This window comes from Formosa sp. S-31 (assembly GCF_051172795.1).
In the GTDB taxonomy this organism is placed as follows: domain Bacteria; phylum Bacteroidota; class Bacteroidia; order Flavobacteriales; family Flavobacteriaceae; genus Formosa.
The window spans coordinates 268,235-280,565 of record NZ_JAENDK010000008.1 but is presented as its reverse complement, the minus strand read 5'-3'; the positions used below and the strand labels follow the sequence as shown (position 1 = coordinate 280,565).

Genomic DNA, 12,331 nt, shown 5'->3' with positions numbered 1-12,331 from the left:
ATGAAAAAAATATTGATATTGGCCGTTTTACTGGCTTCATTCGGATTTACAGCAAATCATTTTTATCCTATAGACGGCTATAATTTAACAGGAATTAAGCGGTTAGTGTATTTGGAGCGTGTTAAAAGCGGCGAGATTAAAAGTACAAGAATTCCACCGGGTGCTTTCAGACCCTTAGATTCTATTCAGTTAAACCTGGTAAATCGGAAGGCCGAAATTCCGGAACTTCCAGAGGTTAACGATACCTTACAGCAAAAGGTAGATCGTTTATTTCGAGGCTTAGATAAAAATTATTCCATAGGTATTATTGATATGACCGAAGGTCGTCCTATTCGATATGCGCAGCACAGAGAGTCGGCACAATACCAGCCGGGGAGTGTTGGGAAACTTGTGGTGTTAACGGCATTTTTTAATCAATTGTGTCAGATTTTTCCGGAAGGTGATTTCGAACAACGTCGGGATTTGTTAAAAACAAAGCAGATCAAGGCAGGAAGCTGGGCTTTACACGATCATCACACCATTCCGGTTTACGATCTGGAAACAGGAAAATTAGTTAAGCGTACTGTTCAGGCTTCCGATGTGTTTTCTTTATACGAATGGCTGGACCATATGGTGTCTGTTAGTAATAATGGCGCTGCCAGCGTGGTTTGGCGGGAAGCTGTGTTAATGCATGTATTTCAGGGACACTATCCGGATTTAACTTTCGAAGAAGGAGAGGCTTATTTTAAAAATACACCAAAGAGCGAATTGTCTGAAATGGCCATAAATCTGGTAAATGAACCCCTAAGAGAATTGGGGATTACCGAAGATGAGTGGCGTTTAGGTAAATTTTTTACCTCAGGTGCCGGAGCTTATATTCCGGGCCGTGGAGGTAGTACGGGGACGCCTATAGGTTTAATGAAATTTGTAATGGCTCTGGAAAAAGGCGAGTTAATAGATTATAAATCCAGTCTGGAAATGAAGCGTATCCTGTATATGACCGATCGTCGTATACGTTATGCTGCCGCTAAAAAACTGGATAGTGCGGCTGTTTATTTTAAATCGGGAAGTTTATATTCCTGTGCAAAAGATAAAGGGCCTTGCGGAAAGTATAAGGGCAATGTCTATAACTATATGAATTCGGTTGCCATAGTGGAACATCCTGACGGTGTGCGTTACGCTGTGTGTTTAATGTCTAATGTATTGCACAAAAATTCAGCATACGACCATTTAGTTCTGGCTTCCAGAATAGACGACATAATTGAGGAGCGGGACTAACCCTTAGCCTTTTAAAACATCAAGCGTTTGTTGCGCCTGATTTCTTACAGTCTCACTGTGATCATTTAAAACCATTTCAACCAAAGGGATAAAGGTTTTGTTTTTGGTTTGTTCGATTAAATACAATACGGCATGTTTTATTTTTAAATCGTGCCGTTGTAATAATATACGGTAACATTCGGCTTCGCTGTAAACTTTTAGATTCAATTTTTTAATAATTTCTTCTGAAATTTCATCGTGAAACAGTGCCGATTCTGCAATTGGAATCAGTTCGCGTTTCAGATGGTATTCTAATATGTTATCTAAAAATTCGATAGCGTTTATACGCTGTTCCTCTTCACCATTAATGATAATATCCAGAATAGGATCGATATCGTTTGGCGGATATTTAATGCCCAGAAATTTAAAGATGCGATGAAGCTGGCGGTCTAAACGATGTTCTAAAATATGCATTAAACCATGTCTGGCAGCATCTTCTTTCTCGTTGTTTTTATGCTCTGCATGTTCTTTAAAATTGATGATAATCTGCGAATGGATAGACGAAAGCATACTTTGATAAATCTGGCATTCGTCTAATATTTTGTCTACAAGAAAACGGTCTCTGATTTTTAGGGCAGGGTACCTCCATTTTAAGCGTTTTAATGCGTCTATGGCTTCAATAGTTACAGAATGTTCTGTCGTATCAATAAGCTTTAATAAAGCGTTTATGGCTTTTTGAGAGGAAAAGGTTTCTATAACAACCGGGATAACATGGGCATCGTCCAGATTGTAATATTCATCTATAGTTTTAGATACAAGCTCGTCTATAATAGGTTCTCCAAACTGATTCAGGCTGTCAATGGCTGTTTTTCTGGTTTCTTTTTTAGAAAGCCAGGACACTATAGGGTCTATAAATTCGGTCGATTTTGTTTTGGTGGCATTTTCTATAGCAACTTTAACAATGTCAGTGTCGTTAGTTAATAACTGATTTTTAATGATGTAATAGAACGATTTGGCATGGATATTTCCTATGGCCTCTAAAATTACCTTGATCTTAGTGTTTTTGTAATCAGCGTCTTCAGAAGTACTCCATTCGTCTATGGCTTTTTGGAGCCATTTGTCGAAGTTAAAGCGTTGCTGAAGTTTAGGATTGTGTCTTAACTCTAAAGACATGCCTATAAGCGTCGCATTTTTAATAGACTCGTCCTTACTTTTTAAATACGATTCGAACAGGTTTAAAGTGTTTCGTTTACGTTTATGAATAAGATAGCGAAAGGCACTGGTAGTTAATTCCTGATCCGGGTTGTAAATTAAAGGTTCAATCTGGTCGGAGAGGTCCTCGGTTTTTAAATAATATAAATTTTCAATAGCCAGTGCTTTTACCTTAACAGACGGATGTTTTAAAAGTGATTTTATGGAACTGAATAAACGTTCATCAGGAGTTTCCTGAGTACGATGAAGCATATGCAGAATCTGATTTTCAGAACCATGATCGAATACCTCTATAATACTGCTGATGATAGAGCGTACCGGACGTTCTTCCTTTTTTTGTTTTTCTTTATCTATATTTAGGTGAGGCGGGTCTAATAGGTTTTTAAAGGCGTTTATGTAAGAAAAACGCAGTTTGAATATGAGAACAATCCAGACGATAATGAGTAAAATGGTAATCAAACTCACATAAATAGAATGGATTTTAAGTCCGTTGATAAGGAATATTAATATAAAACCTGCCAATCCGGTTGCTATACTGTCTATTACTACATCTATAAATGTTTTTGTTTTTTTCTTGACGTCGATAGGAATAGGAATGGATAATAACTCTGTAGCCGATTTGTTTACAGATTGCTTAAGGCTACCGTCTATAATTTTTATGAATACAATCACGCCTAATTCGGGCACAAACAGGAGAATTACCGAGCCAATTAATATACCAGCAGGAAGCCATAATAATGATTTTCCAACACCAAAAGTTCCAACAATACGTTTGGTTAAAAACAGTTGAATGACAAGAGAAACAACACTTAAAGTAGAAAACCAGAATCCGAAGAAAGAGGTTAATTCTTCCTGATTAAGAATTATTTCAGAAGCAAAATGGCTGTATTGGTAGTCGACTAACTTGGCAACAATCACACTAATACCAATAACTACTGCCATTCTAGACAAGAGTTTGGATTGTTTTATAAGCTTTAAAGGCGATTCTCCGTTATGGTCAGTTTTCAGTGCTACATGCGCCACATTTGTTTTAATAACGTTTTTTACCCAGATGTATCTGGTAATAGGTAGGCAACAAAAAAGTAAACCGGCAGCGACAAATAGTAAGCTTTCAGAGCTGATAAAGTTAGTCAGTAATGAGGTGAGGTAACCTCCAAAAATACCTCCTGCAATGGCTCCGGCACCAATAAAACCAAATACCCTTTTAGCTTCACGAATATTGTATACCAGATTGGCTAGAATCCAGAATTGCGAGGTGGTTAAAAGACCGTAAATGGCTACCCAGATGTACGGGATGTATAATAAATAGCCTAATTTAATATGAAGTCTGAACGCTAAGCCAAAGACAATTAAAAAAAACAAACAACCAATTAAAGTGAGTTCTATAACTGTGTTAAGAGGAAAACGTTCCAGTAATTTATCGTAAAAGTAGGAACCTATAACTGCTGAAATAGCCGTAAAAATATATGCCAGAGGCAGAGCCTTTGCTGTTAATTCGGATAAAAAAAGTGAATTAATAGTTGGTTTTACTACTAAAAGTGTAGTGATAAGTAAAAATATATTGAGTTGCAGTAAGAGGGTTTTCTGCAACTCATCTTCATTAATGTCAAAAACGTCTAATAGGTAGGATTTAACTTTGGGTAATCGCGGCATTTGGTTTATTGTTAATAGCCTTTTCTATTGGCTCAACCAAATTACGAATTATTTGCTCTCCATTTTCATTTTCTATTAAAGCAACCAAAATATATTTTCTGCCTTCGTCCCATACTAAAACAGAATCAGCATGCCAGTTGCGCCAGCTTCCAGATTTTCTGAATATCCTGGCATTTGGTGCAATACGGTCTAGAGTGTTCACAAATTTGTGGTGTAATTCCGGGTTTTCCATCATATCAAGCATGTGTTTAGAGCGCTCCGGGTTTACCAGTTTTCCATGTAGCATAAGGTAGTAAAAACGACATACCTGATCTGCGGTAGCCGCATGGCTTAAGTTTTTTATTGGCTCTCTGTTGGTAGGGCCGGAAGCCGCATAACGCTTGCCTACCCATAAACCACCCCCGTGTTCTTCGTCGTAAAGTTTGTATTCAGGGGCTGTTACAACGTTTTCGATTTTTTGAAAGCCAACGCGATCTATCATTCGAGTAGTTGCCTGATTGTTTGATTTACTAATCATTAAGCGCATATCGCTTTTAACTTCAGGTGTAACGATTAACTCTCCTTTGTCGATAGCGTCTTCGGCTGCCAGTAATACTGCAATTTTAGGTAAACTGGCTGCATACATCATTTCATCACCGTTAATATCTGCAAATCGGGGCTGATCCGGTTCGTTTAAATCAATTACGCCGATGGCCATTTTTTTATTTTTGATGAGATTTTTCCACGTCGGATTTTTGTAAATCTCCTGAGTAAGTTCTGTTGTAAATTGCGTGTTTTTAAATGCGGTTAAAGGTTGGAATTCTTCTTCCGGTAAAGAAAAAGGTAAATTCCCGTAATTATTAGCTGGATTGTAAACCAGTTTCTTTGAAGTGTTTCCAGGGTTTACTTTGTATTTTGCTAAGGTTTTTGTTCCTAAAATGGAAGATGTAATTAGGAGTAAAACAACTGCTAATATTTTATATTTTACTGAGAATTTTGCTGTACTTTCTTTTTTCATAGGGCCTCTAACTCATTTAATACGAGTGCAATATTAATTTTTTTTCAATTACAAAATAAATACTTTAACACAAAATATGTGCTGAATGTCAATTTCTGAAACTCTAAGAGTTTAGTTCTTATCTATTTACGGAGAAAACGTTTGAATGGTTGTTTTGTTGTTGTTGATTTTGAATTTAACAGTTAGTGATTTTTTTAATTTAATTGGATTCGGTTATAAATTGTAATGCTTTGTTTAATTGTGATTTATCGAAATATCGTTCTTCAAATCCGTTACTCATTCGTGTAAAAAAGAAATTGTCAATGGGGACTAATGCTTTTAGTATGTTGGAATGCCCTACGATAGCGAGATTCCCCATGCTTTTTAAATGGCGTAAAGTGAAAACAGTATCCTCAAAAAATGCTTTAGTACTACTTTTGGAAAGTTTTATTTCGTCCAGTTTTATTAACATATTCACGTGAGAATGCCCTTGATCTGTTTTTTCATTAAACCATTTCTGGCACAGTGACTCGTCAGTTTCAGAAAAACCATCAATGACTTCAATAGCCAGACTGTTATCTGAAAATGTTTTTAATTGTTCTAACATGGTTTTAAATTCAGGGCGTGTTGTTGTTATAGCTGATCATCCAGTTAATATTAAACTGATCGGTACACATGCCAAAATAATCGCCCCAGAATGTATCTTCCATAGGCATGGTTACCACCCCACCATCGGAAAGGGCTTTAAAAAGTCGGTCGGCCTCACTTTTAGAGTTTACACCTAAAGCGAGACTAATATTGTTTCCTGTTACAATTTTTGCACCCCAATCGCCACCGGTATCACTTCCCATAAGGGTAGTGGTGTCGTTAATAGGTAAACTAATATGCATGATCTTATTTTTGTCGGCTTCAGAAATGGTGACACCTTCCTGAGGAGGCATGTCTCCAAATCGTCCCAGATAGGTAAATTCTCCTCCAAAAATTGTTTTGTAAAATGTAAAGGCGGCTTCGCAATTGCCTAAAAATGTAAGGTAAGGATTTAAAATGGTCATAGCTTAAAGGTTAACCGTTAAGATGTGTTTTTCAATTTGATTAAGATTGTAATCTTCTATAATTCGCTAAATGTTGCGGGTTATATGAACTGCAAAAAGTAAAATCACGAACTTAAAGTTACGACTTTTTTAGATTACTTTCTTGTCTTTTAGTGTGTTTGTTTTGAGGGTTGAAACCTGCTTCACTAGGAATAAATATTGAATTTTAGCCTGATATTTTATTAGTTAAGCATAATAACCAGTCTGTATTTTTTTGTTTAAAAGGCTGAAATGGATTGAAATTACTGATTAATTTGTGTTAAATGTTAATGTTTTGTGTATTTCGTCGATTAATAAGGTTTTTTGTCGTTTAAAAATTTGGATTTTATAATAATATTAACATATATTAGCCTTGTCTTTAGTCGAAAGCGATTTTTAGAGATATTAATTCATTAAGGTTCATTTTTTACCACTTCCCTCCTCAATATTTTTTAGTGCACTAAAAGCATAGTGCTATTTCCGTGTTTTGATTTACACTTGTTTTTAGTTTTTGAAATTTTAATAATCCAAAAATTAATTTGTAAACTAAAAAATACTCCTTATGAAAACTTTTAAAATTACTTTATTCGCTGCTTTATTATTTGCTTCATTAACATCTTGTGTAAAAGAGGATTTAGAAGATGATGATGTATTATTAGGTCAGGATGGTATTGAGGCATCTTATGATACCGGTGGAGTTGTAGATGAAAGATAAAATTAATCATTCGCTTATTAGTAACAACTAATTATAATATATTAAAAATTATAAATACATTTGAGAAGACTGATATGTTTTAAATCTTGAATGTGAATCTTAAACTTATTATTTGTTTTTTGATTTGTCTTAGTGTAAATATAACTAAGGTAATTTCTCAGAATAAATATATAGATAGCATAGAAAACCTACTTCATAAATCGGCTAACAATGAGGTCTACGATTATGATAGTAGGTTTTTATTTGCTAAGCAGGCAAGCCAATTGTCACAGCAAAAAAAAGTAGATTCCTTATATCTTAAAAGTAACATAAGTTTAGCTAAGCTTTTTGAGGAAAGGGGGTTAAACGAATTGTTTTTGGAAACAAATAAAAAGAATTTACTATTTGCAGAACAAATTAACGATTCTATTTCTTTAGCCGACGTTTACAGTGATATAGCTAATTTTTATTACTACAGATCTTCTGATAGCTCTTACCATTACTATCATAAAGCAGAAAAAATTTACAGAGCTTTACAGGATAATTTTAATACGGCTGTTACTTTATTGAATATTGCTATAATTCAAAAAAATGAAAAGGATTTTATAGGAAGTGAAGTGTCTTCCATAGCGGGTATTAAGCTATTGGATTCACTACAATCAAATGATAACGTTTTAAGGAAAAAGGCTTATTTTTATAATAACTTGGGGCTTATTTTTGATCAATTGGAAGAATATGGAGATGCTGTAAATTATCACGAAAAATCTCTTTCAATTAAAAGAACTTTAAAGGGAAGCAATGTTAAAACAATTAATAATTCGATAAACAATCTTGGTTCGGCCTATAAAAACTCTGGTGAGTATAAAATAGCTTTAAGTTATTACCAGAATATTTTAAGTAATAAAAACTTGTTAAAAGAAGAGCCTTCATTTTATGCCTTAGTGCTCGATAATTATGCAAATGCCTTATATCTTGAAGGTCAGGAAGATCAGCTTCCTAAATTGTATTTACGCGCTTTAAAAGTCTGTGACAGTATAGGAGCTTCTTATAACTCGATTATTATTAATCAGCATTTGGCCGAATTCTATAATGACAAGCAACAGAAAGATTCTGCAAAATATTACGCCTATCGCGCAAAGGATATTTCAGAACAGTATCACAACGACGACTTGTTAAAATCACTTTTATTATTGTCTAAAATTGAAAGTGATAGTGTTGCAGTTAATTTTTATAAGGATTATATCCATTTAAACGATAGTCTTCAAAAGAGTGAACGGGCAGTAAGAAATAAGTTTGCCAGAATTCGTTATGAGACCAAAGAAATCGAATTAAAAAATAAAAAGATTTCTAAGGAGCGCTCTGTATTTATGATTTTGTCTGCCGGATTACTGGTTACTATATTTTTATTGTGGGTAATTGTAAGTCAGCGTAACAAAAATAAGTCACTACAATTTAAACAACAGCAACAACAAGCAAACGAGGAGATTTATAATTTAATGCTTTCGCAACAGGACAAAATAGATGAAGCCAGAACTCTGGAAAAAAGACGTATTTCCGAAGAGTTACACGATGGCATTTTAAGTCGATTGTTTGGTACGCGGTTGAGTCTGGATAGTCTTAACTTTAGCACATCAGATGAAGCTATTAAAACACGAAGTGCTTATCTGGACGAACTGAAATTAATCGAACAGGATATTCGAAAAGTGTCTCATGATCTAAATATCGATTTTATTTCAAATTCTGGATATATTGATATTGTAAGAACCTTAATCGAAAAGCAGTCTGCAGCTTATAATATTACAAGCGATTTAAAATATGACGATAATATTAACTGGGATGAAATTTCCAATAAAACAAAAATTCATTTCTATCGCATTATCCAGGAGGCACTTCAAAACGTATTTAAGCATGCGCAAGCCACTCATGTGGATATAAAATTTTATATTGAAGACGAAAATATTTGCCTGAAAATCTCCGATAATGGTTTAGGTTTTGACATAGCAAAATCGAAAAAAGGCATTGGCCTTAAGAATATGAAATCCAGAGTTCAGGAAATTAATGGCGATTTAAAAGTAGAATCAGAAAAGCAATCCGGAACAACCCTAATAATTAATACCCCAATACTTAACTAAAAGCCTTACACATGACAAAACGAATTAAAATTTTAATGACCGACGATCATCCTATGATTATTGAAGGTTATCAGAATACTTTGTTATCTACTAAAAAGCCCGAGCAGGAACTTAAAATTGACACTGCAAATAATTGCGATCAGTCCATAGCGGCAATGGAGTCCAGTCTTTCGGCTAACGATCCGTACAATGTTTTGTTTATAGATATTAAAATGCCACCATCTGGCGACGGTAAATTTAATAGTGGAGAGGATCTTGCGATGCACGCCCGTAAAATATTGCCAGATGCCAAAATTGTTATTCTTACTATGTTTAATGAAACCTACAGAATACATAATATAGTGGAGCAGATTAAACCGGAAGGATTTTTAATTAAAAGCGATTTAACCTCAAGTGAATTAGCCAGTGCCTTTCAGGCCGTTCTTAACAATCCGCCGTTTTATAGTGGTACGGTGAGCAGTTATTTAAAGCAGACCGTAGTTAGTGATATTTATTTAGACGATAAAAACCGAAAAATATTATATCTGTTATCCCAGGGTATAAAGACCAAAAATTTAGCAGAGCATGTGGATTTATCTTTAAGTGCTGTAGAAAAGCGAAAAAAGCAGTTAAAAGTCTTGTTTGCAGTTGATGACGGACAGGATGAAACCTTGCTTCATGAGGCCAGAACACTGGGGTTTATCTAAACTATAGGGGGGGATTAATATTAAAATTCAAAAAAAGTTTAAAAAACTTAAAATTTACGGTTTTCCCGCAGCAAAAAGTGGTTTAGGCAACTTATCTTTGAAACAGTATCAACGACATTATTTTAAAATATTAATCCATTATCCCTCGGAATTAATTGTTGATAATAGCAACTTACAATTTAAAACCTCATAACTCCCGTTATGAGGTTTTGTAATTTTAAAAGACGCTGAATCCGTTTTTAAACTTCCAGAATATTCTTACAAATAATCCTAAATAAATTACGGTTATAATAAATTTTAAGAAGGTGCCGGTTATAAAGCCTAAAAACGAACCGAATGCTGCTTTTGCCGCAGCTTTATGATGGGTTTTGTTTATTAATTCTCCTATAAATGCGCCAACAAACGGCCAGATTATAATGCCGAAAAAACCAAGAAGGGGGAACAGAATGGATATAATTAAACCTGTAGTTGTGCCAATAACTCCGGCTTTACTGCCGCCAAAACGTTTGGTCCCCATGGCAGGAATAGCATAATCGAGGATAAAAACGCCAAGTGCTATGCAAAAGGTAATGCCTAAAAACCACCAGTCGTTTGGGACGGCTTTCGTAAAATATAAGAGTAGTAAGCCAAGCCAGCTAATTGGGGGGCCGGGTAAAACAGGTAAAACGCTTCCTAAAATGCCAATAAGCATAAATACAAATCCGAGTAGAAGTAAGGCGATATCCATGGTTTTTTTAAGTTGTTTTCACGAAGTTACACAAATAAGTTTTTATTTTTTAACTAAAAAATTAGTTTGAACTAAAAGTTTAGTTATATTTGATATATTGTTAAACTAAAAACTTAGTTGAATGAAAGCGTTAACTAAAGCAGAAGAAGAAATTATGCAGGTGCTTTGGAAATTGGAGCAGGCTAATGTAAAACATATTATAGAAGAATTACCGGAGCCGAAACCCGCCTATAATACTGTGTCGACCATAGTTAGAATTTTAGAAAGTAAAGGATTTGTAGATTATGAAAAGCAAGGTAAAGGCCATGTTTATTTTCCTAAAGTAACGAAGCAGGACTACAGTAATCAATCGTTAAACGCCTTGGTGAATAATTATTTTCAAGGCTCTTTTAAGAGTTTAGTGTCGTTTTTTGTTAAGGAAAATGATATCAGTTTAAAAGATATGGAAGCTGTGCTTAAAGATATTCAAAAAAACGATTAGCCATGGTACATTATATTTTACAAACGGTGGTGTTTCAGCTGTTTTTTCTACTGGTTTACGATGTCTTTTTAAAACGAGAAACCTTTTTTAACTGGAATCGGTTTTATTTGTTAGTAACACCCTTAGCTTCTCTTATTTTACCTTTAATACAGATAGAGGCATTTAAGGAAATTGTGCCTAAACAGTATGTAGTAAAGCTTCCCGAGGTAATTATTCATCCGGAGCAAGTACAGTTGAAAACCGAATTCTTGCCAGCGGTTTTTATTTCGTCCGAAACTACATTCTGGACCTGGGAATTTATAGTGTATGCCGGTATAAGCGTTGCGGCTGTTTTGTTTTTATTGAAACTATTTAAGTTAATAAGAGCTATAGTTCAATCGGAAAAACATCGTGTAAACGGGTATACAATTATTACTATGAAACAAAGCACGGCAGCATATTCATTTTTTAATTATGTGTTTCTGGGCGATCAGATTACTGCTAATCAATATCAAACTATTTTAATGCATGAGTGTGTGCATATAAAACATAAACACAGCTTAGATTTGTTGTTTTTCGAGATGCTTCGTATTGTGTTTTGGTATAATCCTTTAGTGTATTTGTATCAAAACAGAGCGGTAGCGCTTCACGAATTTATTGCCGATGCAACCGTTATCAAACAACAGGATAAAGCGTCATATTATCAAAATCTGTTAAGTCAGGTTTTCGATGTCAATCATATTTCATTCATCAATCCATTTTTTAAACAATCATTAATCAAAAAACGAATCATTATGTTAACAAAAACAAAATCAAAACAAGTTTATGCTTTTAAGTATGTTTTAGTTATTCCTGTAGTATTGGGAATGTTATTTTACACGTCTTGCGATAAAGATAGTGATACAACGGCTGGAGGAGTAGCAGTTCAGGAAGATCGATCTGACGTGCTTCAAAATATAGAAATTTTGAAGGAGTCTATAGCAGCTAAGGGCTATGTGTCAGATGAAGAAGATGCAGCCTTAAGATCGCTTATGGTTTTAGTGACTCCAAATGGGTTTGATAATCCAGATTTACAAGATGTAGTTTCAGATGTTGAAGTGCCTTTTGGAGTTGTAGAAAAAATTCCGGTTTATCCGGGGTGTGAAGGCGTGCCCCAGGCAGAGCAAAAGAAATGTATGTCAGACAATATATCGCGTTTTATCGGACAGAATTTTAATACAGGTTTGGCTTCCGAATTAGGCATAAAAGGCCGTCAGCGTATAAATGTTCTTTTTAAAATTAATAGTAAAGGAGAAATTGTAGGTGTTACTGCTAAGGCAGAGCATAAGGCCTTAGAAGCAGAAGCTATTCGTGTAATAAGTATGTTACCTAAAATGGAACCAGGACAACAAAAAGGAAAAGTGGTTACTGTGCCATATGCATTACCTATAGTATTTCAGGTTGCCGAATAGGCCTGTTAACAAAAAGTGACAAAAGCCGAAGTTT

Annotated in this window: 11 protein-coding genes; 6 read left to right on the top strand and 5 right to left on the bottom strand. The window is 34.7% G+C overall.

The features are described from left to right. Window positions 1-1,257 carry a serine hydrolase gene (locus I3217_RS10860; protein WP_435049781.1) on the top strand — a complete coding sequence of 419 codons (1,257 nt, stop codon included), beginning with the start codon at window positions 1-3 and terminating at the stop codon, window positions 1,255-1,257. A gap of 3 nt (window positions 1,258-1,260) precedes the next feature. On the opposite strand, the gene I3217_RS10855 is transcribed toward I3217_RS10860, so the two are convergent. The 4 genes from I3217_RS10855 to I3217_RS10840 all read right to left on the bottom strand — a co-directional run bounded on the left by I3217_RS10855 (window position 1,261) and on the right by I3217_RS10840 (window position 6,129). Then, a complete protein-coding gene (locus I3217_RS10855) occupies window positions 1,261-4,101 on the bottom strand; it encodes an NTP/NDP exchange transporter (RefSeq protein ID WP_435049780.1) in 2,841 nt (946 codons plus the stop codon). Next, window positions 4,079-5,098 carry a serine hydrolase gene (locus tag I3217_RS10850; protein WP_435049779.1) on the bottom strand — a complete coding sequence of 340 codons (1,020 nt, stop codon included), beginning with the start codon at window positions 5,096-5,098 and terminating at the stop codon, window positions 4,079-4,081. The genes I3217_RS10855 and I3217_RS10850 overlap by 23 nt, the downstream gene beginning before the upstream one ends. Window positions 5,099-5,297: 199 nt before the next feature. Beyond that, window positions 5,298-5,684, bottom strand: a complete 387-nt coding sequence (locus I3217_RS10845) for an STAS/SEC14 domain-containing protein (protein ID WP_435049778.1) — start codon at window positions 5,682-5,684, stop codon at window positions 5,298-5,300. A 10-nt stretch (window positions 5,685-5,694) separates the two neighbouring features. Beyond that, complete coding sequence (locus I3217_RS10840; protein ID WP_435049777.1) at window positions 5,695-6,129, bottom strand: VOC family protein; 435 nt, start codon at window positions 6,127-6,129, stop codon at window positions 5,695-5,697. Between the two features lie 580 nt (window positions 6,130-6,709). On the opposite strand from I3217_RS10840, the gene I3217_RS10835 reads away from it, so the two are divergent. The 3 genes from I3217_RS10835 to I3217_RS10825 all read left to right on the top strand — a co-directional run bounded on the left by I3217_RS10835 (window position 6,710) and on the right by I3217_RS10825 (window position 9,659). Further along, entirely contained in the window at window positions 6,710-6,862 is a 153-nt protein-coding gene (locus I3217_RS10835; RefSeq protein ID WP_435049776.1) for a hypothetical protein, read from the top strand. 356 nt (window positions 6,863-7,218) lie between these two features. Further along, entirely contained in the window at window positions 7,219-8,973 is a 1,755-nt protein-coding gene (locus I3217_RS10830; protein WP_435049775.1) for a tetratricopeptide repeat-containing sensor histidine kinase, read from the top strand. A gap of 11 nt (window positions 8,974-8,984) precedes the next feature. After that, entirely contained in the window at window positions 8,985-9,659 is a 675-nt protein-coding gene (locus tag I3217_RS10825) for a DNA-binding response regulator (RefSeq protein ID WP_435049774.1), read from the top strand. A 217-nt stretch (window positions 9,660-9,876) separates the two neighbouring features. On the opposite strand, the gene I3217_RS10820 is transcribed toward I3217_RS10825, so the two are convergent. After that, window positions 9,877-10,386 carry a DUF456 domain-containing protein gene (locus I3217_RS10820; protein WP_435049773.1) on the bottom strand — a complete coding sequence of 170 codons (510 nt, stop codon included), beginning with the start codon at window positions 10,384-10,386 and terminating at the stop codon, window positions 9,877-9,879. A 121-nt stretch (window positions 10,387-10,507) separates the two neighbouring features. On the opposite strand from I3217_RS10820, the gene I3217_RS10815 reads away from it, so the two are divergent. Next, window positions 10,508-10,867 carry a BlaI/MecI/CopY family transcriptional regulator gene (locus I3217_RS10815; RefSeq protein ID WP_435049772.1) on the top strand — a complete coding sequence of 120 codons (360 nt, stop codon included), beginning with the start codon at window positions 10,508-10,510 and terminating at the stop codon, window positions 10,865-10,867. Between the two features lie 2 nt (window positions 10,868-10,869). Beyond that, window positions 10,870-12,297 (top strand): M56 family metallopeptidase, encoded by a 1,428-nt coding sequence (locus I3217_RS10810; protein ID WP_435049771.1) that lies wholly within the window; start codon window positions 10,870-10,872, stop codon window positions 12,295-12,297. Window positions 12,298-12,331: the final 34 nt, after the last annotated feature.

Bases quoted from the DNA above. Each gene is read 5' to 3' on its own strand.
- I3217_RS10845 (WP_435049778.1), bottom strand. From the start codon at position 5,684: ATGTTAGAACAATTAAAAACATTTTCAGATAACAGTCTGGCTATTGAA.
- I3217_RS10840 (WP_435049777.1), bottom strand. From the start codon at position 6,129: ATGACCATTTTAAATCCTTACCTTACATTTTTAGGCAATTGCGAAGCC.
- I3217_RS10835 (WP_435049776.1), top strand. From the start codon at position 6,710: ATGAAAACTTTTAAAATTACTTTATTCGCTGCTTTATTATTTGCTTCA.
- I3217_RS10850 (WP_435049779.1), bottom strand. From the start codon at position 5,098: ATGAAAAAAGAAAGTACAGCAAAATTCTCAGTAAAATATAAAATATTA.
- I3217_RS10820 (WP_435049773.1), bottom strand. From the start codon at position 10,386: ATGGATATCGCCTTACTTCTACTCGGATTTGTATTTATGCTTATTGGC.
- I3217_RS10860 (WP_435049781.1), top strand. From the start codon at position 1: ATGAAAAAAATATTGATATTGGCCGTTTTACTGGCTTCATTCGGATTT.
- I3217_RS10810 (WP_435049771.1), top strand. From the start codon at position 10,870: ATGGTACATTATATTTTACAAACGGTGGTGTTTCAGCTGTTTTTTCTA.
- I3217_RS10825 (WP_435049774.1), top strand. From the start codon at position 8,985: ATGACAAAACGAATTAAAATTTTAATGACCGACGATCATCCTATGATT.
- I3217_RS10855 (WP_435049780.1), bottom strand. From the start codon at position 4,101: ATGCCGCGATTACCCAAAGTTAAATCCTACCTATTAGACGTTTTTGAC.
- I3217_RS10815 (WP_435049772.1), top strand. From the start codon at position 10,508: ATGAAAGCGTTAACTAAAGCAGAAGAAGAAATTATGCAGGTGCTTTGG.